23 protein-coding genes are annotated in these 25,475 nt (G+C 69.4%); 10 read left to right on the forward strand and 13 right to left on the reverse strand.

What is annotated here, in order from left to right:
- Positions 1–100 precede the first annotated feature (100 nt).
- Positions 101–385, reverse strand: coding sequence for a hypothetical protein (locus tag LR394_RS08560; protein ID WP_231440121.1), 285 nt, complete (start codon positions 383–385; stop codon positions 101–103).
- A complete protein-coding gene (locus LR394_RS08565; protein ID WP_231440122.1) occupies positions 382–732 on the reverse strand; it encodes a hypothetical protein in 351 nt (116 codons plus the stop codon). Before LR394_RS08565 ends, LR394_RS08560 begins: the two co-directional genes overlap by 4 nt.
- Positions 733–962: 230 nt before the next feature.
- Here LR394_RS08565 and LR394_RS08570 point away from each other — a divergent pair, with 230 nt between their 5' ends.
- The 3 genes from LR394_RS08570 (at position 963) to LR394_RS08580 (ending at position 4,251) form a co-directional block, all read left to right on the forward strand.
- The gene (locus LR394_RS08570) at positions 963–1,418 is read left to right on the forward strand and encodes a hypothetical protein (protein ID WP_231440123.1); all 456 of its coding nucleotides are present in this window, start codon (positions 963–965) and stop codon (positions 1,416–1,418) included.
- Positions 1,418–2,830: a tyrosine-type recombinase/integrase gene (locus LR394_RS08575; protein WP_231440124.1), complete on the forward strand. Its 1,413-nt coding sequence runs from the start codon at positions 1,418–1,420 to the stop codon at positions 2,828–2,830. Before LR394_RS08570 ends, LR394_RS08575 begins: the two co-directional genes overlap by 1 nt.
- A gap of 164 nt (positions 2,831–2,994) precedes the next feature.
- Positions 2,995–4,251, forward strand: a complete 1,257-nt coding sequence (locus LR394_RS08580; RefSeq protein ID WP_231440125.1) for an ammonium transporter — start codon at positions 2,995–2,997, stop codon at positions 4,249–4,251.
- On the opposite strand, the gene LR394_RS08585 is transcribed toward LR394_RS08580, so the two are convergent.
- A complete protein-coding gene (locus LR394_RS08585; protein WP_231440126.1) occupies positions 4,248–5,126 on the reverse strand; it encodes a glycoside hydrolase family 26 protein in 879 nt (292 codons plus the stop codon). The genes LR394_RS08580 and LR394_RS08585 overlap by 4 nt on opposite strands.
- A gap of 36 nt (positions 5,127–5,162) precedes the next feature.
- On the opposite strand from LR394_RS08585, the gene LR394_RS08590 reads away from it, so the two are divergent.
- The 3 genes from LR394_RS08590 to LR394_RS08600 are packed head-to-tail and all read left to right on the forward strand — an operon-like array spanning position 5,163 to position 8,431.
- Positions 5,163–6,398, forward strand: coding sequence for an effector-associated domain 2-containing protein (locus LR394_RS08590; protein ID WP_231440127.1), 1,236 nt, complete (start codon positions 5,163–5,165; stop codon positions 6,396–6,398).
- Positions 6,399–6,413: 15 nt separating this feature from the next.
- Positions 6,414–6,584 carry a hypothetical protein gene (locus tag LR394_RS08595; protein WP_231440128.1) on the forward strand — a complete coding sequence of 57 codons (171 nt, stop codon included), beginning with the start codon at positions 6,414–6,416 and terminating at the stop codon, positions 6,582–6,584.
- A gap of 47 nt (positions 6,585–6,631) precedes the next feature.
- Positions 6,632–8,431, forward strand: coding sequence for an HEXXH motif domain-containing protein (locus LR394_RS08600; RefSeq protein WP_231440129.1), 1,800 nt, complete (start codon positions 6,632–6,634; stop codon positions 8,429–8,431).
- 6 nt (positions 8,432–8,437) lie between these two features.
- On the opposite strand, the gene fxsT is transcribed toward LR394_RS08600, so the two are convergent.
- From fxsT to LR394_RS08620, 4 genes are all read right to left on the reverse strand, one after another.
- Positions 8,438–12,136 carry an FxSxx-COOH system tetratricopeptide repeat protein gene (gene fxsT / locus LR394_RS08605; protein WP_231440130.1) on the reverse strand — a complete coding sequence of 1,233 codons (3,699 nt, stop codon included), beginning with the start codon at positions 12,134–12,136 and terminating at the stop codon, positions 8,438–8,440.
- A 3-nt stretch (positions 12,137–12,139) separates the two neighbouring features.
- On the reverse strand, positions 12,140–13,768 hold the full coding sequence (locus LR394_RS08610) for a VMAP-C domain-containing protein (RefSeq protein ID WP_231440131.1): 1,629 nt from the start codon (positions 13,766–13,768) through the stop codon (positions 12,140–12,142).
- Between the two features lie 434 nt (positions 13,769–14,202).
- Complete coding sequence (locus tag LR394_RS08615; protein WP_231440132.1) at positions 14,203–15,438, reverse strand: helix-turn-helix domain-containing protein; 1,236 nt, start codon at positions 15,436–15,438, stop codon at positions 14,203–14,205.
- Positions 15,431–15,574, reverse strand: a complete 144-nt coding sequence (locus tag LR394_RS08620; protein WP_231440133.1) for a hypothetical protein — start codon at positions 15,572–15,574, stop codon at positions 15,431–15,433. The genes LR394_RS08615 and LR394_RS08620 overlap by 8 nt, the downstream gene beginning before the upstream one ends.
- Positions 15,575–15,757: 183 nt before the next feature.
- Here LR394_RS08620 and LR394_RS08625 point away from each other — a divergent pair, with 183 nt between their 5' ends.
- Complete coding sequence (locus LR394_RS08625; RefSeq protein ID WP_231440134.1) at positions 15,758–16,606, forward strand: effector-associated domain 2-containing protein; 849 nt, start codon at positions 15,758–15,760, stop codon at positions 16,604–16,606.
- On the opposite strand, the gene LR394_RS08630 is transcribed toward LR394_RS08625, so the two are convergent.
- The 4 genes from LR394_RS08630 to LR394_RS08645 form a co-directional block, all read right to left on the reverse strand.
- Positions 16,595–17,338, reverse strand: a complete 744-nt coding sequence (locus LR394_RS08630) for an ABC transporter permease (protein ID WP_231440135.1) — start codon at positions 17,336–17,338, stop codon at positions 16,595–16,597. The genes LR394_RS08625 and LR394_RS08630 overlap by 12 nt on opposite strands.
- Positions 17,335–18,096, reverse strand: a complete 762-nt coding sequence (locus LR394_RS08635) for an ABC transporter ATP-binding protein (RefSeq protein WP_231440136.1) — start codon at positions 18,094–18,096, stop codon at positions 17,335–17,337. The genes LR394_RS08630 and LR394_RS08635 overlap by 4 nt, the downstream gene beginning before the upstream one ends.
- On the reverse strand, positions 18,093–19,103 hold the full coding sequence (locus LR394_RS08640) for an ABC transporter substrate-binding protein (protein ID WP_231440137.1): 1,011 nt from the start codon (positions 19,101–19,103) through the stop codon (positions 18,093–18,095). Before LR394_RS08640 ends, LR394_RS08635 begins: the two co-directional genes overlap by 4 nt.
- 133 nt (positions 19,104–19,236) lie before the next feature.
- The gene (locus LR394_RS08645; protein WP_231440138.1) at positions 19,237–19,956 is read right to left on the reverse strand and encodes a DUF4184 family protein; all 720 of its coding nucleotides are present in this window, start codon (positions 19,954–19,956) and stop codon (positions 19,237–19,239) included.
- Positions 19,957–20,153: 197 nt separating this feature from the next.
- On the opposite strand from LR394_RS08645, the gene pnuC reads away from it, so the two are divergent.
- From pnuC to LR394_RS08660, 3 genes are all read left to right on the forward strand, one after another.
- On the forward strand, positions 20,154–20,822 hold the full coding sequence (pnuC, locus tag LR394_RS08650; protein WP_231440139.1) for a nicotinamide riboside transporter PnuC: 669 nt from the start codon (positions 20,154–20,156) through the stop codon (positions 20,820–20,822).
- 91 nt (positions 20,823–20,913) lie between these two features.
- Positions 20,914–23,670 carry a hypothetical protein gene (locus LR394_RS08655; protein WP_231440140.1) on the forward strand — a complete coding sequence of 919 codons (2,757 nt, stop codon included), beginning with the start codon at positions 20,914–20,916 and terminating at the stop codon, positions 23,668–23,670.
- Positions 23,667–24,068, forward strand: coding sequence for a hypothetical protein (locus tag LR394_RS08660; protein ID WP_231440141.1), 402 nt, complete (start codon positions 23,667–23,669; stop codon positions 24,066–24,068). Before LR394_RS08655 ends, LR394_RS08660 begins: the two co-directional genes overlap by 4 nt.
- A 361-nt stretch (positions 24,069–24,429) precedes the next feature.
- Here the strand turns inward: LR394_RS08660 and LR394_RS08665 are convergent, their stop codons facing one another.
- Both LR394_RS08665 and LR394_RS08670 read right to left on the reverse strand, forming a co-directional pair.
- A complete protein-coding gene (locus tag LR394_RS08665) occupies positions 24,430–24,831 on the reverse strand; it encodes a beta-sandwich lipoprotein (protein WP_231440142.1) in 402 nt (133 codons plus the stop codon).
- 88 nt (positions 24,832–24,919) lie between these two features.
- A complete protein-coding gene (locus LR394_RS08670; protein ID WP_231440143.1) occupies positions 24,920–25,414 on the reverse strand; it encodes a hypothetical protein in 495 nt (164 codons plus the stop codon).
- Positions 25,415–25,475 lie beyond the last annotated feature (61 nt).

Consider the following 25,475-nt stretch of genomic DNA (forward strand, 5'->3'; position numbering starts at 1 on the left):
TGTCATCTCCATCCGGGCATAGCGGTGCCCTGGTAGTGGGTTGGTGGGCGGCGGCCCCGACGCGATCAGCAGCCGGGCGCCGCCGCTGTCTGTGTGGGACCTAGTCCCGAGACCAGTCGCGGACCACGTCGTTCAACCGGTCGTTACGGACCCGCCAGCGGCGCGGCGCGTGCGGCGACTCCGGGTCGATGCACTTCCCGCCGAGCTGCACGTACGGGAGAGATCCCTCGCGCATGAACTCGATGACGAGGTCTGTGGAGCACCCGAGCCGCTTCGCGACGGTCTTGATATCCCGCAGCGGGTACATGTCGTCCCCGCCGTCTAGCTCCTCGGGCTGGGCCGTCTGCTTCGGTAGTGCACGCAGGCTTGTGGTGCGGGCGGTCATCGGGTCCCCCGTCCGGCCAGGATGGCGTCTCGCCCAGTTGGGTCAATCTGCGCCCCACGCCCAGCGTCAGTTACCTGCTCGTCGGGTTCATTCATTTCGATACCTGCGCGCATGCGTGGAGACGGCGCGAACCAGTCGTTCAGCTCTGTGTTGCCAGGGGCCGCCGCGACGATCGCTTCGGCGTCCGACCGCTTGACGACCCGCTCCCCGGCGAGGATGGGGCCGATGGCGGTGAAGTGAACTCCCGAGGCGCGTGCGACAGCATTGGGTGTCGACCGGTTGAGGATGATGTGCATGCGCAGGTCCACGCCCCGCCGGATGATGTACCAGTCGCTTTCCCGCGCCATGCAGTCACCTCACTCAACGACCGCACGCTTGTCGCACGGTTCGATCTGATTGAGTGAGACTAACAGTTATCTGATGCGACCGGCAGTAGTTCCGGAGATCTGCGCGGCGTGTCCGCACAAAGACTTCGCCTGGCGAGGGGGTGGGTGCGCCTAAGAGTTATCTGCGCGGTCGGTACAGTGTGATCGAGGAGAACTTGCGTTACGTCCCCATTCGATCGGAGCATCTGCACATGCCTAAAAAGCCCGATCTGCCCCACCGTGCGGATGTCCTCCGCGACGCCATCACCGAGATCTACGACGGCTCCCCCCAGGCATGGCTCCAGAAGCACTTCAAGGGCCCCGGAGAGAAAGGCGTAGCACAGGGCACCGCGTCCAGCTTCCTGTCACACACGTACCAGCCCGTCGACATTCCCCGCATCGCGATCATCGGCCCCCTCGCCGACCAGCTCCGCATCCGCCGCAGCGACATGCTCACCCTCTGGGGCCGCGAAGTCGGCATGGTCAAGGACGACGAAACCAACGCCTTCACGGTCGGCCTCGACACCCGCGCCGCAGACCTCGACTCGCAACGCCGTCGCCGCGGACACCGCCTCATCGCCAGCCTCTGCGACGAACAAGAAACCGCCACCGAAAACGAGCGCCTCCGCGCCCTCCTCGCCGAACACGGCATCGACCCCGACGCCTAATGGCCACCGGGCAAAGCGAAGGCAGCGTCTACCAGCTCAAGTCCGGCAAGAACGCCGGCAAATGGGTAGGCGCCGTCGTCACCGGATGGCGCGACGGGAAACCCATCCGCGCCACCCGCATGCGCGACACCGAAGACGAAGCCAAGAAAGCCCTCCGCGACGTCCTCAACGACCGCGACAACGACAAGCTGCCCACCCCCACAACCTGGACGTACGGGCCCTGGCTGCTCACCGAATGGCTCGCCCATGCCAAGAAAGACCCCAGGATCTCTCACAGCACCTGGATCAAGTACGAGCAAGCCGCCCGCATCCACGTCGCACCCGTTGCCGGAAATCGCCTCGTCTACCGCCTCAAGCCCGAACACATGCAGGGCGTCCTCGACCACATGGAAGAGAACGGACTATCGGCCAGCTCACGCCTAGCTGCATGGGTCGTCATGGGCAAGTCCCTCGACTGCGCCATCGACCGGGGACTCCGGAAAGACAACCCCGTCCGCTCCAGATCCGTGACCAGGCCCATCCCGAAACGCAGGCCCATCAACGTTCCAGCCAAGACAGCCATCGCCACCCTGTATGCCGCCATCGAAGGAGTCCGCCTCGAGGCGCGCTGGCGACTGCTGTTCGACGTCGGCCCACGGCAGGGCGAGACGCTCGGCCTCGAATGGGCCGCCGTCGACCTTTCGAACCCCCAGTCGGCAGTGATCAGGATCGCCCAGCAGCTCGTGAAATGGCCAGGATCCCACGGCTGTGGACAGGGCTCACCGGATCCCGACCGCCCTCGGAAGCTCCTATATCCCTGCGGGCAGCGTCGAACGAACCTCTGCCCCAAGGGAACTCCGAGCTATCTGGCGATCAAGGAACCCAAGACGGACAGCGGATCCCGGACCGTCCCCCTGACTCCTGATACATGTCATGTCTTCTCCGCCTTGAAGCGCCTCCAGGCCAAGGAGCGACTCATCGCCGGGGACGCCTACAAGCGGTGGATGCTTATCCCAGTGAAACGCGGGCCTGAATTGGACCACTACCGAGTTGCCGCCTACGACGAGACGATGTTGAAAGCTTCACCTCGTGGGGCTCGGATCCGTCTCTTCGACCCGGTGTTCGCGAACGACGACGGGCGCCTCATCAATCCTTTCGCTGACTGGAAAGCATGGTGTGCGCTCCTGGACTCGGTGGACCTCGACCACACCAACCCCCATGCAGGTAGGCATGCGGCGGTCCGGGAGATGCTCGACGCCGGCGTTTCGCTACCTGACGTGTCTGACCTGATCGGGCACGGAAACTACGCTTTCACGAAGAACGTTTACGGTCACTGGTCCCCTGAGGTCGCGGATACGGCCCGCGACAAGCTTGCGGCTCACCATGCGCGACGGACTGGCAAGGGCGCCCCTGGGAGGCGCCGCCGTGTCTAGCACTCGGATCTAGCATCTCCGACCGTCGCGGTCCGGTTTTACCCGCTAGATACACGGCCGTGACCTGCTCTGTCGTGCTCATCCGCGACCATCGCCGGTGGTAGGCAGAACCGCAGTTTCTTTTGCGGAAACCTCACTTCCACCCCCGGGCGCAGGAGATCGAGATGGACACCGGAACAACAGCTCTCATGCTGTGCTGCATCATCGGGCTGACGCTGATGATCCCTGGTCTGGCGCTGTTCTACGGCGGCATGGTCAGCGTCAAAGGGTCCGTGAACATGATGATGATGACGTACGGCGCGGTCGCCGTGGTCGGCATCCTCTGGTTCGTGTTCGGCTTCTCGCTGGTGTTCGGTGACTCGATCGGCGGAATCGTCGGCAGCCCGGGCGACTTCTTCGGCAGCTCCGGCCTGTACAGCGGCGACGGCAGCACCCAGCAGACCTCGGTGAACGGTCTCTCGATCCTGCTGTTCTCGCTGTTCCAGGCCCTTTTCGCGTGTATCACGGTGGCGCTGATCTCCGGGGCCGCCGCCGACCGGATGAAGTTCGGCGCCTGGATGGTCTTCGCCGGGATCTGGGCCGTGGTGGTCTACTTCCCGGTGGCGCACTGGGTGTTCTCGTTCGACGGCACGGTCTCCGAGAAGGGCGGCTGGATCGCCAACAGCCTGGGCGCGTTGGACTTCGCCGGTGGTACGGCCGTGCACATCAACGCCGGGGCGGCGGCACTGGCCCTGGCCATCGTGCTGGGCAAGTCGCGCACTTTCGGCCAGGGCCCCAAGCCGCACAGCGTGCCGCTGACCCTGCTCGGCGCCGGGCTGCTGTGGGCCGGCTGGTACGCCTTCAACGGTGGCTCCTGGCTGTCCGCCTCCGACGGCTCGGCCTTCGCCATGGTCACCTCGTTCCTGGCCACCTGCGCCGCAGTGCTGGCCTGGCTGGCGGTGGAGAAGCTGCGCAGCGGCCACGTCAGCGGGATCGGCGCGGCGTCGGGGGCGATCGCCGGTCTGGTCGCGATCACGCCCTCGTGCGGTGATGTCACGCCGATGGGCGCGATTCTGGTCGGGCTGGTGGCCGGGGCGGTGTGTCCGCTGGCGGTCGGCCTGAAGGACCGCTTCGGTTACGACGACACCCTGGACGTGGTCGGCGTGCACCTGGTCGGCGGGGTGATCGGCACGCTGATGATCGGCCTGGTCGGTTCGGCCGACACCGTGCAGGGAGTGGCCGGTCTGCTCTACGGCGGTGGGGTGGACCAGCTGTGGCGCCAGTTCGTCGCCGCCGCAGTGGTTCTGGCCTACTCGTTCGCCGTCTCGCTGGTGATCGCCCTGGCTCTGAAGGCGACCATGGGCCTGCGGATCACGCCGGAGGCCGAGGAGCAGGGCATCGACTCCAGCCTGCACCGCGACCCCGCCTACGAACTGATTTAAGGACGTCTCCAGCGGCGAACGTACTCCGCGGCGGCTTTGGGGTTGGACCCGAAGTCGCTGCGGAGGTACGGCTCGCGATCGTGAAAATAGGTATCCAGCAGAACGTTCCCGCCCCGCTCCCGATGCTGGCTGAGGAACTTGTGCATCTCGGCGATGTAGCGCGGGTTGTCGCCGCCCCGGTGCCCCGCCCACTGCGTCCCGGAAGCCACTCCCCACTCCGGCAACGCGAGCGGCACCCCGCGCGAAAGCGCGTAGTCCGACCACCATTTCAGCCCGTGCCGGCCCTTCCAGTGGTTGGCGACCCAGGCGTCCGTCGTGTAGGGCTCGTAGCAGTCGTAGGCGTCGATCCCCACCCAGTCCATCGCCTCGGGGTCCCAGACCCGCTCGGCCCAGTCCGGCTGCATCCCGGTCTGCGAGCCCCCGATGTTCGCGTTCAGCCCGATCAGCGCACGTTCGCCGAGCGCCTCGCGGAAGATGCCGGCGTACTGGGCGAAGCGCTCGCGCCACTGCGGCAGGGTCTGTTCCGAGAGGAACCAGGGCCAGCCCAGCAGGTTGAACTCCCAGCCCAGACGAACTGCGCACGGACGTCCGTCCTGACTCAGCGCGTCGGCCATCCGCTTCAGTGGCTCGGAGAGGTCGTCGGCCAACGATCCGCCGTCATAGGCCATCGGCACGCCCAGACTGATCAGGTCGCCCAGATCCGGCGGTGGCATCCACCACATGCTGGCCAGCCCTTCCGGGCCGGCGTCGCGGGAGGGGAAGGCGGCGAAGTGCCCGACCGGGCGGCCCCGCTCCTGCCCGAACCACCGGGCCTCCTCCACCGAGTGACCGGTGGTGTGCACTCCGGACGACCAGACGATCGAGTCCGGCTTCACGGCGCTTCTCCTCTGCCGACACTGGGCGGTAACCCCATGAGCATCTCCGATCTGATCTCTGGGGGCAACGGCGGCGAAGTGGCCTATCGTGGGCTCGGGGGTGGTCTGATCATGAATTACGGTCCGGAAGTGACGGCGGCCCGCGCGCAGGCCACGACTCTCGTCCTGGTCGGCGTCGAGCAGTACTCGGCCGGGCCGCAGTGGGATCTGCCGGGCCCGGCGGCCGACGCCCGGCGCTTCGCCGACCGGTTCTGGAGCCAGGGAGTGCTGCCCGAGCGCACTTTCGCGTTCGTCTCCGCCCTGCCCGACAGCGAATCCCTCTGGGCGAACACCCCGATCACGCCCCGGACCGCGACCCGGGAGAACGTGCGCGGGTTCCTGGCCCGCACCGTCGCCGAGACCGAGGGCGACCTGCTGATCGTCGTCTGGGGCGGGCACGGCATGGTCGGGGTGGGTGGCGGACGGCACCTGTTCACCGCCGACGCCACCGCCTCCGACCCGCTGAACCTGGACGTGGACGCCATGCTGGCGCTGCACCGCTCCCCCGCGATCACCTCGTTCCGGCAGCAACTGTGGCTGGTCGACGCCTGCCAGACGCTGTACGACGCCGCGGGCAACCGGCGCAACCTCCCCCGCGAGGACTTCGGAGTGCGCGACGTGGCACCCGGCCGGCTCCAAGAGGTCCTGTTCGCCGCCAGTACCGAGGAATCGGCCATCAACCTCACCGCGCAGCGCACCGGTCTGTTCAGCCAGGAACTGCTCGCCGAACTGCACGGCCCGGCCGGCCAGTGGCCACCCGACGTACCCGCCCTGGCCGCCCGCCTGTCCTGGCGTTTCGCCCGGCTGCGCAGCGACGGCCGGGCCCGGCAGACCCCGGCTTATCTGTGGGTGAAGGACCGCACCGGGATGGAAGGCCAGCTGCTGGCCCAGCATCCGTCCGGCGCAACCGCCGCGCCGCCGGCCGCCGAACTCTCCCTGGCCGAGCTCGCACCGCTGGTCGATGCCCTGCTCGCGATCCCCGAATTCCTCGGGCAGGACTTCCGGGACGAGGTGGTCTCCCTGCTCAGAGGCGATATCAGCGGCATCCTGGCCCGGCACTCGCGGCCCCGGGCCGACGCCGTGAGCATGGCCATGACCTGCGCCCGCTTTCCGGGCGGACTGCCGGAACTGCTGGAGGCAATCCGGATCGGTGTGGGCGACATCCCGGAAATAGCCCGGCTGCAGGGGACGATTCAGAACCAGTTTCGGTACAATGTTCGCGGAGATTACTAAGGGGGCTCTTGGCGCATGACAGCGATTCACCCTGACGTCATCCGCACGCGCCTGGTCGACCTTTCCGGCGTGAGCCTGGGCGAACTGAGCCGGTACGACCCGGCGGAACTGGCCGAAGTCAGTGCTCCACTGATCGATGAGATGTCCGCGGCCGCCACGGTGAGCCTGGCCGGAAGCGACTCCTGAAACCGCAGTGGCAGCAATCCGCACCGCCATGGACGAACGGGGGATCGGTGCCGGATCTGCTTCCTGATCCTGGCTTTTCCTCCTTCCCGCTGCCCGCCCGGACCTTCCGGCGGATAGCCGCCGGTCATCTCGATGCCGAGGTGGTGGCGCTGCTGCACGCCGCCGAGCGCAGCCGCCGGTTGCTGCTGCTGCAGCACCTGATCACGCAGTGCCGGCAGCACCCGGACCTGCTCGGCCCGCTCGACGGTGTTGCCGCTGCGCTGGACCTGCTGGTCGCGGCCGAACGCAGCAACCCGGCTACTTTCGAGGCTCTCCTGCTCGACCCGCATACCGGAATGTGGCTGGCCCACGCCTTGCGGTTGCTGAGTCTTCCCGAGCCTCAGGACTCGGCGAGCATGCTCTGGACTCGCCTGGGCGCCCTCTCGACGCTGGCCGTGTCTGCTGCTCTGCAGGCCCGGATTCCCTTCTCCATCCGGGTTCCGCTGCAGGACGGTCAGCTCTATCTGCCGGGTGCGGGTCGCCTCGATCTAGGGCCGGCGAAGGGACCAGCGGTGGCCCTGGCCTCGTCCGAGGCGGGTGAACTGACCGTCGAAGGGCTCGGACGCCAGATCACGCTCCACCCCTCGGCCTTGGAATCGCCGCCTGTCGTCAGGGCATCCGCCGGAGCAGGGCCGGTGCTTCAGGTGCGGATCGACCACCTCGATCCGCTGCCCGCACGAGTGGGCCTGCCCCCACCGATACCGCTGGATCCCGAGGCGGTCGAGAACTGGCGCACCTCGCTGCAGCAGGCCTGGACGCTCCTGGGATCCGATCACCCAGCGGAGACGGCACCCCTGTCGGCCGGGCTGAAAAGTCTGCTGCCGCTGTCCTCTCAGGGTTCCGGTCCGACCGCCGGATCCTCCGCCGACGCCTTCGGCGCGGCCGCGATGGCGTTGCTTCCCGACACCACCGATCTGGCCTGCGCACTGGTGCACGAATTCCGGCACTCCGTGCTCAACGGCTTGATGCGACTGGTTCCGCTGTACCGCCCCGAGCCCGGCCGCCCTGGGTTCTACGCGCCCTGGCGGGATGATCCTCGCCCGCTGCCCGGAATGCTGCACGGCGCGTACGCTTTCAGCGCGGTCACCTCGTTCTGGGAGGCCCGCCGGGCCATCGACCAGGGTGACGCTGCCCGCCGGGCCGAGCTGGAGTTCTCCTTGGCCCGGCTGAACACCATGACCGTGCTGGATCAGCTGGAGGGCAGTGACCAGCTCACCGGGCACGGCCGGGAGTTTCTGGCCGAACTACGGCTGAACGCCACCGGCTGGTCAGCGGCAGCGGTTTCCGCCGAGGCCGACCGGCTGGCCCGCATCGTGGCCATGACACACCGGGCCACCTGGCGGGCTCACCACGTCCGGGTGGATGCGGACTGGGTCCGGAGCACGGCCCGCGCCTGGCTGGACCGGGCCGAGCCACCCCGAACCACCCCGGCCGAAAGGATTTCCCGCGATCCGCAGGCGCACGGGCTGAGCTCGGTCTTCGTGCTGGCCCGGTTCAGCTTCTGCGGCTTCTCCGGGCCGTTGCCGGCTTCCTGGGGCATCGCCGCCGAGCGGGACTTCAGCGGAGGCGATCGTCTGCTCGTGACCGCCGACAGCGAAGCGGCCGCGCAACGTTATCTGAGCGCCATTGCTGAAGGGCCTGATGACGCCCGTCCCTGGGGTGGACTGGCGCTGAGTTCCCCGGTCCTGCGGATGAATCCCGAACGGGTCAGGGCCGTCTACCGCGAAGTGCGCGCCCTCAGCCCGACGCCACCCGACGTGATCGAACTGGCCGGGTGGCTGAGCCCGCAGCCACCCGGTACGGCCTGAAATCCCTTACAGGGGCATCGGATCCAGGTCGCAGTTGGCCCGCTCGGTCCCGCTCCGCGCCTCACGGACGGCCCGGTGCTCGTACCCGAGCAGCGCCTCCATCATGGTCAGGGCATGCCGATGACGTTCCTCGGACTCTTCCGTGCGGCCGAGTGTCCGCAGATCCATGGCCAGATTGGACTCACAGGCCAGCGTGGTCGGGTGGTCGGCCCCGAGCACCGTGCCGAGTCTGCGCCAGGTGTCCTCGTCCTTGGCCAAGGCCGCCGCCGGGTCGCCGGTGGCGAACAGGTCGCTGCCCAGGTTGGCGGCCGCCACCAGGGACGAGGGATGATCCGGCCCGAGCCGGCTGACCAGTGCCTCGTAGGCGGTGCTGGTCATCGCCAGGGCCTGGGCGGGGTTGTCGATCAGCCGGTAGGTGATCGCCAGGTTCACCCGGGCCGAAAGCGTGTGCGGATGCTCGGCGCCGAGCCGGCTGGTGTAGCGCTGGACCACATCGGCGCCCATCCGCTCCGCCTCGGCCAGGTCGCCCACCTGCCGCAGGTCGATCGCGTAGTTCGACTCGGCGGCGATGGTTTCCGGGTAGAGGTTGCCGTACCGGGCCCGCAACTGCCGGCTGACCAGCTCGGAGGTCCCCAGCGCCGCGTCGTGGTAACCCGCCTTGCGCTGGGCCACCGCCAGCAGGCGGCGGGCCAGCAGGGTGGTCGGATTGATCTCTCCCATGATCGCGACCGTGCGGGTCAGCTCGAACTCGTGCAACCTCACCGCGTCGGTGTAGTCGCCGAGCTCACGCAGATCTATCAGCAGGCCGAGCTGGGTACGGATGCTGGCGGGATGGTCCGGGCCGAACAGTTCGGCCCGCAGTTCGTAGGTGGCTCGGTCACGGTCGCGAGCCTCCAGGAACAGGCCGGAAAGCCGCAGACTCACGCCCAGGTCATGGGCATAGATCAGAGTTTCGCTGTCCCGGTCGCCGTAGCGCTGCAGCGCCCGGTCGTACAACTCGCGGGACAGGGTCAGCGCATCGTCGAACCGGCCCGCGACGCGGCGGTCGATCGCGATGTTGCCCAGCACCCCGACTTCTCCGTCCGGGTCCGGCCGCCCCTCCTCCCGCATGCGCTCGAACACCGCCAGCGAGGTGGCGTTCAGTTCGGCGGCCTCGGTGTAGCGGCCGATCGTGAACATGTAGAACGCCAGCCACCGGGCGATCTGCAGGGTCTGCGGGTCGTCCGGGCCATGGGCCTGCCGCCAGGTCTCGTAGGCGACGGTGCCGAACTCCACCGCCGCCTCGTGGTCACCCCAGCGGTACAAATACTTGACCTCGTTGATGATCAGGTCCCGGACCCAGCTCTCGCCGCAGTTCACCGCTTGCGAGGCCAGAATGTGCGGGTACAGGCTGCCGTAGGTGCTGTACTCGGCCGGGTTCTCCGGCTCGGTCGGATCGGCGGCGGCCAGGATCCGGTGGGCCGCGTGCCGGGTCTCGGTCCGGTCCTCCTCGCTCATCCGGGCGATCAGCGCGGCCTGGACCAAGCGGTGCATCTGGATGGCGTTGTTGCGGTGGTCGATCCGGGCCAGCGAGTACCGGCTGATCTCGCGCACCGCGTTGCCGAAGTGGATGGCGTTGCGCAGGATGTGGTCCAGCTGCGGGGAGATGCCCTGGCCCCGGGCCCGGGTCAGGAGGGTGCGCGGGATCGGCTCGGAGGCGAAGAAGGCGCAGACCTGAAGCAGTTGCAGGGCCGCGGGGTTGCGGGCCTCCAGCTGGTCCAGCGAGACGTTCCAGGCCGCGATCACCGGCACCTGGTAGTCGATCGGGGCCGGCTGGTCGAGCAGCTCCTCCTGCTTCTCGGACAGCAGCCGCAGGTACTCCGCGGCCGGCATCCCGGTCTCGTAGTGCCAGGCCGCGGCCTGCTCGATCGCCAGCGGCAGGTCGCCCAGTGCCTCGGCCAGCTGGTCGGCCTCGGTGTCGGTGATGTTGGGGCCGCGCCGGCGCAGCAGTTCCTTGCTCTCGTCCCGGTTGAACACGTTGACCTCGAGCGGCCGGGCCACCTGGGCCCAGCGCGCGTCCCGGGAGGTGATCAGGATGTGCCCCGGGCCGTCCTTGGGCAGGAACGGCATCACCGACTCCGGGCTCTCGGCGTTGTCGAAGACCAGCAGCCAGTTGCCGTACGGCTCACCCCGCCGCAGCGCCTCCAGCACCGCCGGCACCGCCGTGTTGGCCTCGTTGTCGATCGTCAGGCCGAGCCGCTGCCCCAGCATGATCAGGCTGTTCTGGATGCCGTTGGTGCGCTCGGAGGAGATCCACCAGACCACGTCGTACTCGTTCGCGTGCCGGTACAGGTACTCGATCGCCAGCAGCGACTTGCCCACACCGCCCATCCCGTGCAGGGCGTGCGGCAGCACCGCGGTCACCCCGGAGTACTGCGGCTGCTGCGTCACGTCCCGGCTGGAGCGCAGGCTGGCGTGCAGATCCGCCAGCAGGTCGTCGCGGCCGGTGAAGAACTGGTTGCGCGGTGGGTAGTCGCCGAGCACGCTCCGCGCGGCCGGGCTCGAGGATTGGACAGCCATCAGATCGAGATCCCGCCTAGTCGAAGTGGCACCGGACGCCACAGCCCTCTGGTTGATCAGTTCGTCGAGTTCGCGCTGCCCGGCGCGGAAGTAGGGCCCGGACAGGGCCATCAGCACCAGGGCGCGCGCAGTCCGCCACTCCGTCTCGGCCCGCCGCCGGAAGGGGTCTCCCCCGGTGGGCAGCGGGCCGGTGGGCGTGGGCGGGCGATCGAGCACGGTCGTGAAGGTGGTCGAGCCCGGGCTGGCCTGCGGGCGCTCGCTGACCGCGCGGACCACCCGCTCGATGTCCGCACGCCGGGCCGAGGCCAGCAGTTCCTGCTGCACCCCGTTCTCGAACCGGAAGGCCACCGCGGGCGAGGAGTTCTCGGCCCGGACCAGCGGGCTGACCAGGACCTCGGCCAGGTTCTGGATGCTCGAGTCGGGCATCAGCCGGGCCCGCAGGTCCTGGATCACCGACAGGTTCAGCGGGACCGCGGCCAGGTAGGTGGCCAGCTGGAAGGTCTGCGGGGAGACCGCGGCCCGGAACTCGTTCACCGTCGTCTTCGGATCGGGCTGCGCAACCGCCGGTTCCGGTTCCCCCGGATCCTCGCTCAACAGCAACGCGGCCGCGGCCAGGCCGTTCTCGTCGGGTTCCGGACGGGCGGCGGCGGTGAGGATCTGCGTCATCGAGCGCAGGCCTCGCTCGGAGTTCTCCAGCACCGGTACCGGCAGCGCCGCCTCGTCGGCCCCCGGGGCCGAGTCCAGCCACTGCCACTGGGCGTTCGTCCTCGCCCCGGCCGGGATCTGCAGGATCACCGGCTCGGGATCGATCCCGGTCAGGTACCAGCGGGTCTGTGAGAGCACGTGCAGGATCACCACGGGACGGGTGCGGGCCAGCGCACCGAGCCGCCGGGCGGTCGAGGCGGTCCGCCAGGCCGGGCAGGCCCCGTCGCTGACCAGTACCACCGGCCCGGTGCCAGGGGGCACGTCGGCCCAGGCCGCGTTCTCCATCTCGACCGGCTGCACGGTCAGTGTGCCCAGCCCGAGGGTCTCCAGCGTGTCGGTCAGCTCGGCCAGGACCCCGGCCCAGACCTGCATGGTCGGATGGGTGTCCAGCAGCAGGAGCACCCGGCCGGCGGGTGCGCTGGGTTCGGTGGTCGGCTTCAAAGCTCAGACGCTCCCGGTCCGGGTCTCGTGCGCGGCCCGGTGCGCGTTGTCCCACAGCAGACTCAGCTGCCGGGCCGGATGACGGTCTTGCTCCTGTGCCTGCAGCCCGGCCACCTGACGGCGCACCAGCGCGACCGCCTGCGGGGTCTGCAACGGCGTCTGCAGCACCTTCGACATCACGCTGCGGATCTCGCTGTCGAGCGCCGCACCGCGATGCCACAGGATCAGCGGCACCCCGGCCCGCAGGGCGACCATCAGCTCCTGGCTGCCCGGGCCCGAACGCGGCGGACCGCTCAGCACCACCCCGACACACTCCTCCGCCACCAGTTCGGCCTCCAGCAGCCGGATGTGGTCGGCCCGGTCCGGATCGGCGGCCCAGTGCACCTGGCCCTGCCGGGCCTGCAGCCGTTCCCACTTGCGCTGCCAGACCCGGTGCCAGGTGGTGCGCCGCAAGCGCTCGAAACTGCGCAGTACCACCGTGTGATAGAGCGCGAGGTTGGTCGCCGGCGGGTTCGCCAGGTCTTTCGGCCACCACTCCACCGGCTCGTTGATCAGGCTCAGCGGCAGCACGAACTCGATGGTCAGATCGGCCGAACCGCGCGCCCAGGTCTCCTCCGCCTGCATGATCACCGCGTCCACGGCGGTGCTCAGCTCGTCCCGGCGCACCTGCACGTCCGGGCCGGAGACCGGGGCGGCCCCCTCCTCGTCCCAGCGCTGGAACGAGTGCAGGGTGAACAGGTCGGCGTCCTGCGGGTCGGGACTGACCACCAGGGTCAGCACCACCACCCTGGCGGTCGGCAGGGCCTGCGCGCCGTGCCGGGCCCGCAGCCGCTCCAGCTGATCGGTGCACCCCCAGGCCCGCGAGAGCTCCCGGGTGAGCAGCCGGACCTGGCGATTGGTGCTCTCGTCCAGCCGTTCGCGCAGGATCTCCAGGAACACCATCCAGGGCGGGACCGGGGCGGCCGGGCCGTTCTGCCCGACCAGGTGCACGAATACCGCCCACGAGCCGTTGCAGTACCCGGGCAGGACCCCGAGCCGGCCGTCGGTCACCGCGAACACCACCGGCTGCACGTGGTTCAGCGGGATCCGGGCCAGCGCGACCTCCAGCCGGTCCCACAGGACGGCCAGGTCCGGCTCGACGGTCAGCACCTGGATCTGCTCGATCAGCCGGCGGGCCTCCTGGCCGGCCGGGTCGTTACCGGCCAGCATCTCCAGGCACAGTCCCAGGTCGGCCAGGCCACCGGTGCGCGCGGAGCAGCGCATCACCACCTCGGCGAAGAACGGCCGGGGCCGGTCGTGATCGCGCAGGCCGAGACCGGGCAGCGCCTGCTCCAGGTACTCGCGCAGCAGGTCCCGGTCGCCGGGCGACTTCAGCGGCGGAGTCCGGTCCAGCGCGTCCACCAGCAGCAGGCCCAGCCTTTTCAGGCGGTCCTGCGCCGCGCGGGCGCCACCCTGGCCACCGGCATCGGGAGTACCGATCAGGGTCAGGTCAGGCCCGCCGACGCCGCCACCGGCGCTGCCGGTGGCCAGACCCGGCGGGCGGACCACGACCGGGACGTCGTCCGGGACGGCGACGCCGTTGGACAGGATCTGCGGAGGATGGTCGACCCCGGAACCACCGTTCTCGGTCATGGCCTCACCACCGCCCGCCTACAGTTGCGCCCGACTGGCACGAACACCTCAGCACTCACGCTCCCCCGGGCGATGCTTTCTCCTGAGAAAGAACACTAGTGGAGGCAGACGCGGATGATCGCACCGACGGAACGACCTCAGGAGTTTATCGTGCCGTCGGCGGTCTCGACTCTGACTTTTGTTCAGTAGTACACCACCCGCCCTCAATGCCACTGAAAAAACCCACCCAAGGACGTCGGACGTCCCCAATTCGCTTTCTCCTCAGCAGATTTCGCCGAAGCCGCTGGGCGAAAACCTGGACCGCCGGCGTCCAGGATAATCCCACGACCACGATACGGACCGGTAAGACGACCGACAACGATGTCCGCATTTCCGGTCCCGGCACAAAACATTGATCAGGACAAAAAATATGTCCAGATCGACAACGATCGGCATCAACCCGCCCGGCGCCACTCCTGCATCAGCCGGGGCATCAGGCTCTGCACTTCCGGACGGACCCGGAATCGGGACAACGAGCCACTGAGCCGCCGCAGATCGTGGCGCAGCGTCTGGGAATCCACGAAGCGGGCGTCCTCCAGCGCGCTCTCCCCCAGCCGGCAGGCCACCTCCACCTCACCCACCGCGGCCTGGACCAGGGCCAGCCGGGCCGTGGCCCGGGCCCGGGCGCGCCGCGACGAAGCCGGCACCAGACTCAGATGCCGCTCCAGCCCCGCCACCGCCGCCTCCGGCCGCCCCAGGTCGTACAGGGCCCAGCCCTGCACCAGGTCTTTCGGATCGGCGACCGAGGACATGCCCAGCCGGATCGGCGCCGGCACCGTCGACCGCGGCGGCATCTGCTCGGCGACCGCCTCGGCCGCATCCAGCGCCCGGGCGAAATCCCCGCTTCGCATCAGCAAGGCGTGCCCCTGCGCCTGACGCTGGTGTGCGAGCAGTCGCACCCGCTGCGCCCCCGGCGAGTCCCCTCGTACCGCGCTCAGGGCTCGCCGGGTCAGCTCCACCGTGGCCGCCCCGTCCTCCTGATACATCGCCGCATTGGCCCGGCGCACGTATACATACGCGGCCATGTCCTGATCACCGGCCTGGACCGCCGCGTCCACCGCGGTGTTGGTCCAGGCCGTCATGGCCTGCTGGTCGCCGCTCTCCTGGTACATCCAGCCGATGAACTCGGCGTACCGCGAATACAGCAGCAACAGCCGGGACCGGGCGGCCGCGGACGCCTCCGAAGCCAACGCGGACAACGTCCGTGCCTGTAGTTCCAGGGTCGGCAGAAGCATTCCGGGCGGCTGGTTCTGCGACATCGCCCGTAGGTGCCCCAGCAGATCGGTGAGCCCGGCGGTGGTCGAGCCTGCACCGGCCACCGCCGCAGTGATCGGCGGGGCGACCGGCGCGGTGGGTTTGCACGAGGGGGCCGCCAGGATGGTGACCGCCCCCGCGATCAGCACACCCCGGCGAGCGACCCCGCTGGCTTCCAGAACCCCGGCCAGCTCCCCGTTCGCGCCCAGCGCCGCGTCGCACCGGCGGGCCAGGTCACTCCCTGCGACCTGGGCCCCCGACTCGATCTTGCTCAGATATCCCTTGCTGTAGTGCAGTTGCCCGGCCAGGGCCGAGAGCGTCATCCCCGCCGCGATCCGGCGGCGCCGCAACTCGGCCCCGAAGGCGACCTCAGACATGAGTGCCGGCCTCGATCAGCCCGGCGCCGCTGAACGACGGGTCGGTCCCGAACAGCACCGCGCCGACCAGGAAACCCAGGAACAAGCTGACCGCGGTCAGTCTGACCAGTGCGCTCACGGTGGTGAAGATCTGCATGACGTTCCCCCTGTGAAGACGGCCGAACTGTGAAGATGGTCAAGAAGGCCTCTCCAGAGTCCGTCCGCACCGGCGCCACGGGAAGGTGTTTCCTGTTTCCTCTTCATGAAGCCGGCGGGCAATCGGCAATACCCCCTCTACTCTTCATCCCAGGGGGCTGCCGTTGACAGGGGGTCGATCTGCTTGGGCACTGCACCGGAGATCTTCATCAGCTACCGCAACGTCTCGCTGGGCTGGGCGGTCACGCTCGACCAGGCGCTGCGCGCGGCCTACGGCGACGAGCGGGTGTTCCGCGCCGGCCGCAGCATCCCACCCGGCGATCTCTACGAGGAAGTCATCCTGCGGGCCGCGGCCGGATGCCGCCTGATGCTGTGCATCGTGGGCCCGACCTGGCTGGCGGCCGGCCCGGACGGCGTGCGTCTGGTCGACCGGGAGCAGGACTTCGTCCGCCGCGAGATCGGCGCCGCGCTCGGCAGCGGCGCCCACATCGTGCCGGTGCTGGTGGAGAACGCGCCCCGGATGAGCGGGAGTCAACTGCCGGACGACATCGCCCGGTTCGGCGCCCTGCAGTCCGAGCAACTGCGCGGGCAGGCCGTGGACGACGACCTGAAGCGCATCCTGGAGCATCTGGCCACGATCATCACCCCGCTCGGCGCGGCCGCCCACCCCGGTCCCCCGCCCGACGCGGTACCGCGCACCAGCGGGTTCACCCCGTTCGAGGACGGCGCGCCCTACGTCTCGCCGGGCAAGGAGCTGGCCCCGCGCGAGCTGGCCGAGCTGGTCGAGAACCTCCTGCGGATACCGGAGTTCGCCGGCCCGGGCTTCCGTGACGAGCTGACCGCGATGCTGGATCCCGGCATCACCGGCACCCTGCGCCGTTCCAGCCGGCCGCGCTCGGAGGCGCTGAACCTGGTCACCACCTGCGCGCGTTTCGCCGGTGGCCTGCTCGCCCTGCTGCACGCGCTGCAGGTGTGCGCCGGCGACCTGCCCGAGGTACGCCGATTCCACGCCTCGGTAGCCTCAGTGCTCTGAGGCCCAGGGCACCAGCAGCCGCTCGGCCAGCTGCACCGCGTAGAACAGCACGATGCTGAGCAGGCTGAGCAGCACCATCGCGGCGAAGGCGAGGGCCGTGTCGGAGCTGGCCCCGGACTGCACGATGATGAACCCGAGACCGGCGTCCGCCCCGACGAACTCGGCGATCACGGCGCCGATCACCGCCAGCGAGATCGCCGTCTTCAGGCCGACGAACACCTGGGGCAGGGCCTGCGGCAGCCGGAAGGCCCAGAACGTCTTCAGCCGGCCGGCGTCCAGCGAGCGGGCCAGCTCGACGATCTCGGCCGGGGTCGACTTCAGCCCGGCCGTGGTGGCCAGCACGATCGGGAAGAAGCACAGCAGCAGCACCATGACGATCTTGGGCCCGGCCCCGAAGCCCATCCAGACCACCAGGATCGGCGCGATCGCCACCTTGGGCAGCGAGTTCACCGTGATCAGCAGCGGGTAGACCATCTGCTCGAAGATCCGGGAGCCGGCCAGCAGGACGGCGAAGGGCACTCCCAGGACGATCGCCAGAGCGAAGCCGCGGATCGTCTCCCAGGCGGTGGTCCAGGTGTGTTCCAGCAGCACCGCCCAGCGTTCGGCCAGGGTGTTCAGGACCTGCGGCGGGGTGGGCACCAGGTAGTCCTCGATCTCGAGAACGATGACCGCCAGCCACCATCCGGCGATCGTCAGGGCCACTCCGAGCAGCGGCAGGAAGACACGTCTCATGCCGCCTCGTTCGGCAGGAGCAGCTCGTGCAGTTCGGCGCTGAGTTCGGTGACCCGCCCGGCGTGGGCGTGGTGGCCCAGGCTGCGCGGGCGCGGGACGTCCACCTCGACGATCCGCCGGATCCCGCCCGGCCGGGCCCGCATCACCACCACCCGGTCGGCCAGCAGCACGGCCTCCTCGATCGAGTGCGTGACGAAGACGAAGGTGGTGTCCTGCTCCTGCCGGATCCGCTGCAGCTCGATCGAGAGTTCCTCCCGGGTCAGCGCGTCCAGGGCCGAGAACGGCTCGTCCATCAGCAGCACCCGGGGCTCGCTGAGCAGGGCCCGGCACAGCGCCACACGCTGCTGCATGCCGCCGGAAAGCTCCTTCGGAAGGGCCTTCTGGAATCCGGTCAGGCCGGTGAGCTCCAGCAGTTCCCCGGCCCGGCGCCGGGCCGCAGCCTGGTCCAGCCGCAGCGTCTCGGCCGGCAGCAGCACGTTGGCCAGGACGCTGCGCCAGGGCAGCAGCGCCGACTTCTGGAACATGAAGCTGACGTCGCGCCGCGGGCGCCGCACCGGCTCGCCGTCGATGACCACCCGGCCGCTGGTCGGGGTCAGCAGCCCGGCGACGATCCGCAGCAGGGTGGACTTCCCGCAGCCGGAACGGCCGACCAGCGTGAGGAATTCGCCGGTTTCCACGGTCAGGTCGATACCGGCCAGGGCCTGTACCTCACCCGCGCGGCCACGGAACCGGTGATCGACCGATTCGATCGAGATCACGGCTCGGCCGGCGGCGTGAGGTCGAAGCTCACCAGATCGGCCGGGGTGACGTCCTTGGTGATCGCTCCGCCCTTGGTCAGCTCGTCGATCACCCCCTGCACCCGGGCCTCGTCGATCGCGCCGATCGCCGCTCCGTCCTCGCCGGTGACGTAGGGCGCCATCAGCTTGACCTCACCGGCGGCAACCGCTGCGTCCTGCGTGGGCTGCGCCGCGGCCAGGATCTCGCCGGTCTCGTCCGGGTTCTCGATCGAGTACTGCAGGCCCTTCAGCAGCGCCGCGCTGAACTTCTGCACCTGCTCCGGGTTGCTCTCGGCGGTCTCGGTGGTGGTCAGCAGGGTGTTGCCGTACAGATCGGGCAGCACGTCACTGTAGGGCAGGAACACCGCCTCGCGGTCCTTGGCCGCGGCCTCGATCAGGCCCTTGCCCACCACGAACTGGCCGACCGCGTCGACCTTTCCGGAGGCCAGCAGCTGCGGCAGGGAGGGCGGCGCGGAGGGCACGAACTTCACCCCGGAGCCGTCGAATCCGGCAGCCTTGGCGTAGGCCGGGAACAGCACGGTGACGGTGGATCCGGCCTGGTCCGCGATCGTCTTGCCGGCCAGGTCGGCGGGCTCGGAGATGCCGGTGCCCTCCAGGGTGACGAGCGCCGCCAGCGACTGCTGGTGGATCATGCCCACCGAGGTCAGCGGCAGGTCCTGGTTCGCCAGAGCGACGGCTACGGCGGAGAAGTCGGCGACCCCGTAGTCGGCCTGCCCACCGGCGATCAGCTTCATCACGTCGCCGCTGCCGGTGCCCGGCTTGATCTCCACGTCGAACCCGGCTTCCTCGAAGAAGCCCTTCTCCGCGGCCACGTAGGCGTAGGCGTCCCGGCCGAAGGTGTTGAACGAGGTCAGGTAGGTGACCTTCGCCAGGTCCGGCGAAGACTCCGCGGACGAGTCCCCTCCACAGGCACTCAGCAGCAGCGGAACGGCGAGCACGACAACGGCGGCACGGCGACGCGCGGACATGAGGCTCCTCAGGGACGGGTTGTGTGCGGCATCACCGTGTCCGATATTTCAGGAAATGACAAGATCCCAATGCCTGGCCCGGCCTGCCCGAAGCTGATCCGAGCGCCCGGCCCACCGCCTCGGCGATCTCCCGTCATCCGATCCGCGCCCGAAACTGAAAAGCCAGGCAGTAGACGGCGAATCCGGCGGCCAGGGCGGTGATGGCCGCGATGACGAAACTGCGCGCGGCGTAATCGCCCGCGGCCAGCACCCCGAAACTGAGCCCGATCTCCGACACGTTCCGGACCATGCTGACCAGCCCGGCCAGTCCGGCTACCACGACCAAGGCAGAGCCGATGACCATCCGATACCGCGCCGGGAGCACCTGCGACCCAGGCTTCGGCTCGGTGGTCCGCCACCAGCGCCACAACCAGGCCACCAACAGGGCGCCGCCGACCAGATCGCTCAGCAGGTTCAGCCGCGCCGAGAGCCCGTAGCCGAACGCATCGCACGCGGCATCCCAGCCGACGTGGGTGGCCGCGCCGATCACCAACGACGCGAACACCGCCAGCGGGTTCGGCCGGCCTGCAGGCACCGGCAGCCTCGAGGTCACCGAGGGCGGCAGCAGAGCGAGCAACGGACGCCGGGCCACCAGGTGGAACACGCCGAACAGGCCGAGCGCGATGATCGGGTCGAACCACAGCACCGAGGACGCTTCGTGGGTCTTGGTGAGGTTGTAGTCACCACCGAACCACTGCAGCGAGACGAAGTACGGCAGGTCCGGCGCCAGCGCGCCGGCCACCAGGGCCGAGGGAACGAGCGGCTTGCGGGCGAGCGGCAGCACGGCCACGGGGTGGATCAGGGTGAACGGCATGTCGGTGAACCTTGCTGCGCGAAGCGATCGGAGGGACGCGCTCAGCATCGCCTGCCGCGGCCCGGCGCCACCTCATCCCCAAGGCCACAAGCCTGGTACTTCAGGACCGGCCGCGGCCCGACTTCGGAATGCGGTGGGCCCGCGCCGGGTTGCGTCCACGGACCCACCGCCACGGCACGTACCCGAAGGATGACAAAATGGCACTGCTCCACTGGCTGTTCGACGCGCAGCTGGTCATCGGCAGCCAGACCATCCTCTGGCGTGAGGTGATCGGCAACGTCTTCGGTCTGCTCAGTGCCCTCGGCGGGATGCGGCGCCGGGCCTGGGCCTGGCCGGTCGGCATCGTCGGCAACGCCCTGCTGCTGACCGTGTTCCTGGGGGTGGCCTTCAACACCCCGAACCCGGTGAACCTGCTCGGCCAGGCCGGCCGGCAGATCATGTTCATCGTGGTCTCGGGCTACGGCTGGTGGCGCTGGACCCGCCGGCCGGACCGGCCAGGGGCGGTGATCGAGCCGCGCTGGGCCTCCTGGCGCACCCGGCTGCTGCTGATCGTGGCCCTGTTCGCCGGCACGCTGCTGCTGACCCCGATCTTCCGGGCCCTCGGTTCGTACGAGCCGGTGTGGAGCGACGCCTGGATCTTCGCCGGCTCGATCCTGGCCACCTACGGCATGGCCAAGGGCTGGACCGAGTTCTGGCTGATCTGGGTGGCGGTCGACATCGTCGGGGTGCCGCTGCTGTTCTCGGCCGGCTACTACGCGTCCGGGCTGATGTACGCGTTCTACGGGGTGTTCACGCTGACCGGCTTCTTCGTCTGGAAGCGCCGCAACGCCGTGCTCCGGCCCAGCCTGGAGACCGTCGGCGCCTGATTCTTGGGCGTTCTTTACCTCTGGCTCAGCACACAGATAACACCCAGGGCAGCAGGATCGTCTGGTTCGGTGGCCACAACAGGAACCAGGAATGGCGACACAGACGATGCAGACGGGTCCGGCGACCCGGGACGAAGAGCACGACGAGCAGGAGGAGCCGCAGGACCGCCAGAAGCTGCAGCTCGGCCTGCCCTGGCGGGACGGACCGCGCTCGGCGCAGCGGCTGCGCGCCGTCCGGGCGCTGGGCCTGTGGGTGTCACTGGCCTGGGTCGCCCTGGTGCTGGCGCTGCTGGTCGGGGCCGGTTCCGCGCTGGCCGCGTTCGGCCAGGTCTACGCCCTGTTCGTGCTCGGCTTCCTGGTCACGGTCCTGCGCACGGCGCGCTGGAGCGCGCTGGCCGGGATCTTCGCCGGCAGCATGGTCTGGGCCTTCGTGAGTGCCGGGGCCGCACTGCTCCTGCTGCCCGGCGCCGGTTCCGGTGCGGTCCTCGAGCTGGTCACCACCGGCCTGGGTCAGGGCGTGCTCACCCTCGTCCCGGTGATCGTCGCGGTGCTGGTGGCGCCCGGCCGGCTGCGCGGCTTCGCGATCAGCGACTGGCTGCTGCTCGGCCTGGCCGTCGGCCTCGGCTTCCAGGCCGCCGAGCAGCTGGTCCGCAGCGTCTGGCTCGGCACCTCCACCACGATGATCCCGGCGGACATCCGGGTATGGACGTTGCTGGTCACCGGCGCGATCGGGTTCGCCATCGTGGGGTGGCGGCGAGCGGGCGCGGGCCGGATGCGCGGCGTCGGTGCGGTGCTGCTGCGCGCGGTCTCGCTCGTCGCGCCGATGCTGGTGTGGTGGCTCACCGTGCTGGCGCCTCTGGGTGACGTGGACGCCGAGACGTCCGCGGCGGTTCCGGCCTGGCTGCGGCTGGGTGAGCAGGTGGTCACCACGGTGCCGCTGGATGCTGTGCTGCTCGGGTTAGCTCTGGCCATGCTGCTGGCCGCGCTGCTCGTGGACGCCCGGCATCTGCTTGCAGTAGACGAGCAGCGCAACGACCTGACCATCCTGCCCGCCCCCTGGCGAGCAGCCGAATGGACCGAGACTTGGGCTGCCCGCGTCTCCCGTGAGCCGATTCGCCGCCGCATGTACCTGCAAGACCCCGCCCCCACCGCCGGCGTTGCAGGTCCCGCCCCCACCGCCGGCGTTGCAGGTCCCGCCCCCACCGCCGGCGTTGCAGGTCCCGCCCCCACCGCCGGCGTTGCAGGTTCCGCCGCCGTGACCGGCTCAAACCCCGCTTCCCCGGCCACCGCTGATTCAGCCGCCTCGGGCACAACCACCCCTGACCGGAGCCCTCCTGGTTCAGCCGGCTCGGGGTCCACCACCTCTGGCCCGGCCACCTCTGGCTGGACCACATCCGGTTCAGCCACCCCTGGCTCTGCTGGTGCCGATCCGAAGTTGGCCTCGCCGCCGGCGCCCGCACCGACGTCTCCCATTGCCGCCCCGGTCCCGCCGAGTGCGCAGAACCCGACCACATCACAGCCAGGCACTCCCGCCGCCAACCCGAGCCCCACGTCCGCTGATCCGACGTCCGGGATTCCTTCTGCTTCCCCTTCCACGGCCTCGAACACCCCAGCCGAAACCCCCGCCCCCGCGTCCGCGGATTCCCCGACCGCGCAGGCCACAGCGGCTACCACCGCCGCCGAGGACGAAGCCGAGCGGGAACGAGGACGTCACCGCGCAGCCCTCAACGCCTCGCGCGGCGCGGGCCTGCGTACCTTCGCGTTGGAGACCTGGGCCGTCACCAGCTGGGCCTGCGCCCGGGTCTGGCGCACCCTGGTCGTCGCGGTCTGCGCCCTGGTGGCCTACGCAACGCGCGACAAGATCGTCATCCTGGCCGCCCACGCCGGCGTGACCGGGGAGTCGCGACTCACCCGCCTGGTGCGCGGACGCGCAGCCATGGAGATGACTCGGCACGCTCGCCAGGAGGCGTACACCCGGCGCAGCGGAACAACCGGGCGTACACAGGTGATCGTCTGGCGGGTCAGCGCCGGACTCCTCCTGGTGCTCCTGCTGACCGCGTTGTGGTTCGCCTACTCCGCCGTCCAGGACGACACCCCGGCCACCGAACTGGTCTGGCTGACCGGCTACCTGAACGGTCTGGCCCCCTGGTGGTCCGGGCTGTCGGTGGGCGATCAGGTGGTTATCGCCGGGGGCATCGTCGCTCTGGTCCTCCTGGCCGGCGGTTCCCTGGGCACCGCGTTCGGCGTCTCCGGGGCCGCGGCCTTCCTCTCCTCGCACGGCTACGGCGTAGGCACCTTCGTCCTGGACCCGCGCGCAGCCGTCGGCTCCTACCTGCGCACCGCCACCCCCGCCGCAGTTCTGGCCGATGGCGCCGAGCTGGCCCTGACCTTCACCCCGGTCACCTTCGGCGGCGCCGTGCAGGCCCGCCGCGTGCGCCTCACCTGCGAGAACTACCTCCACGCGTTCGAGCTCGGCGGCGACGGCGTCCCGACCAAGGCCGCCGCGTTCGCCGAGTTCGCCGCCCGGGCCATTCCCCCGGCGGGGTACCACGACGTCGTGATCCAGGCCGACTTCAGCTCCGCCGCGAGCAGTTTCAGCCCCAAGCGGGTGGCCAAGCTGATCCTGAACAACGCCGACTACGCCGGGGGCCCGGTCCGCCTCGTCCCCGGCGCGGCCGGAGGTACCCCCGACGAGGCCGCGCAGGCGCTCGCCGACCGGCTCGGGGTGCAGGTGCTGGCCCCGAACAACACCGTCCATGCCTTCGACTCGGGACGTCTGGTGGTCGGTCCATCGCCGCTGGTCCCGACCGGTGAATGGGTCACCTTCGAACCGGGAGCGCAGCGATGAACATCAGCCGGGCGGGCTTCTTCCGCGAACTGCCGCACGGCCTGCCCGACGGCGAGAGCCTGCGGGACGCGGTGACCGCCGGCCGCAGCGAACCCTCGGGCGGGCAGAAGGAGAAACTGGCCGATTACCTGTGGGGCAACACCGTGCTCGCGGCCACCGCGTCCCTGGTCGACGACGTACTCGACCCGGCCCTCAAGGCGGTGGCCCCGCTGGAGATGATCACCGACGGTGCCTGGGTGTGGCCTCGCGACCTGGCGTACTACGTGGAGACGTACGACGCCGTGGTGCCGTTGCCGTTCGTCCTGCACATCGAACTGCGGGGCTGGCAGCAGCCGTACCTGAGCCCGGACGAGCTCACCCAGGTCGAGGCGGCGCTGCTGAACCCTTCGGGAACCTGACCAGATACACCTCGCACCACAGGCGGACCGTGATCACCGCCCCCACCACGCATCGGGTGCACTGATAGTGCATGTGTGGGAACTTACTGTGTCTTAAGTCGGTTTCAGGCCTTGGCACGCAGTGACGAGTCCCCCACGATGGGTACGCAACTATCCCTCATAGTGTGCGAGGTACCCCGTGGAGATCATCATCATCCTCCTGGTGATCTGGGCCGTGTCCCAGTTCTTCAAGTAGGAACCGCACGAGTGGCCGTCTAGGGCAGACCCGGGGCACCGACGCCGCGCTCGCGTCCTGGACGGCGCTCTCCCCACCGAGACGAAAGGCCGGACGCCCAGGGCAGAGGCGTCCGGCCCACCACTACTACTTGCTGGATTCGACACTGGCCTCGGGGATCAGCGAGTCCGGCCGGACGACGAACCGGTAGGCGCTCGTCGAGGTGTCGGTGGCCTCCAGCTGCTCGACGAACCAGAAGACGTTGTCCGACTTGCCGAGCGAGTGCCGCACGTACTTGCCGTCGTCGTTCTTGCAGGTCACGAACATCCGGTTGGCGTCGCCCGGATCCACCGAGCACAGCCCCTGAGCCTCCAGGATCACCTTGTCGGTGATCCCGTTCACGAAGGTGATCTTGCGGGCCACCTTGAAGTTGTCGGCGTCCTTGTTCAGGTTCTCGTTGACGCTCTCGGCCTCGGTCGAGCAGGCAGCCAGACCGAACACGGCAAGCCCGATCAGCGTCGCGGTGGTGAAGACGTGGCTTGCGCGCATGGAGTTCCCCTTGCTGTCGACGGTGTTCACAGCGCAGACGTCCGCCGCGTCCCGGGCGTTGCCGACCGGCCGGTAACAAGAAGGTGTCTTAAAGCAACCAGGACTCCTGGGTCAGAACCGGCTGCCCGCCGTGCCCTTCCGGCACCGCCGCCAGGGTGTGCAGAGTGCTGTCCAGGACGGCCTCCCACGAGGTGTTCTCCGGGGCCGAGATGGCCAGCAGCCAGGCTCCCACCACGAACCCGGTCCGCGCCGCCTCGGCCGGCAGCTCGATCGCGGGGTCACGCGCCTCGGCCAGCGCCATCATGAAGGTCTGCACGGTCGGCTGGTCGAGCGCGGCCCAGGCCTCCATCGCCACCACCGACTCGGCCAGCGACGCAATGCTCACCGGATGCGGCGGGCCGTTGTGCAGATCGTGCAGGACCTGGCTGTTCACCGCGAAGCAGAGTTCGACGGCCTCCGCGTAGACCTGGTCGCCCTGGTCGAGCAGCGCCTGAAGGGCCTCGGCCGACCACTCCAGATTCCGCGCGACCATGGCTGCCAGGGTTTCCCGCAGCAGAGACTCCACGTAGCTGTCGATCACCATTAATCCGCTCTCCTCCGCACGCGCCGTCCCCCTCCAGGGCGACACCTGACGTGCACGGTAG

Source organism: Kineosporia babensis, assembly GCF_021129305.1.
GTDB classification, from domain to species: Bacteria; Actinomycetota; Actinomycetes; order Actinomycetales; family Kineosporiaceae; genus Kineosporia; species Kineosporia babensis.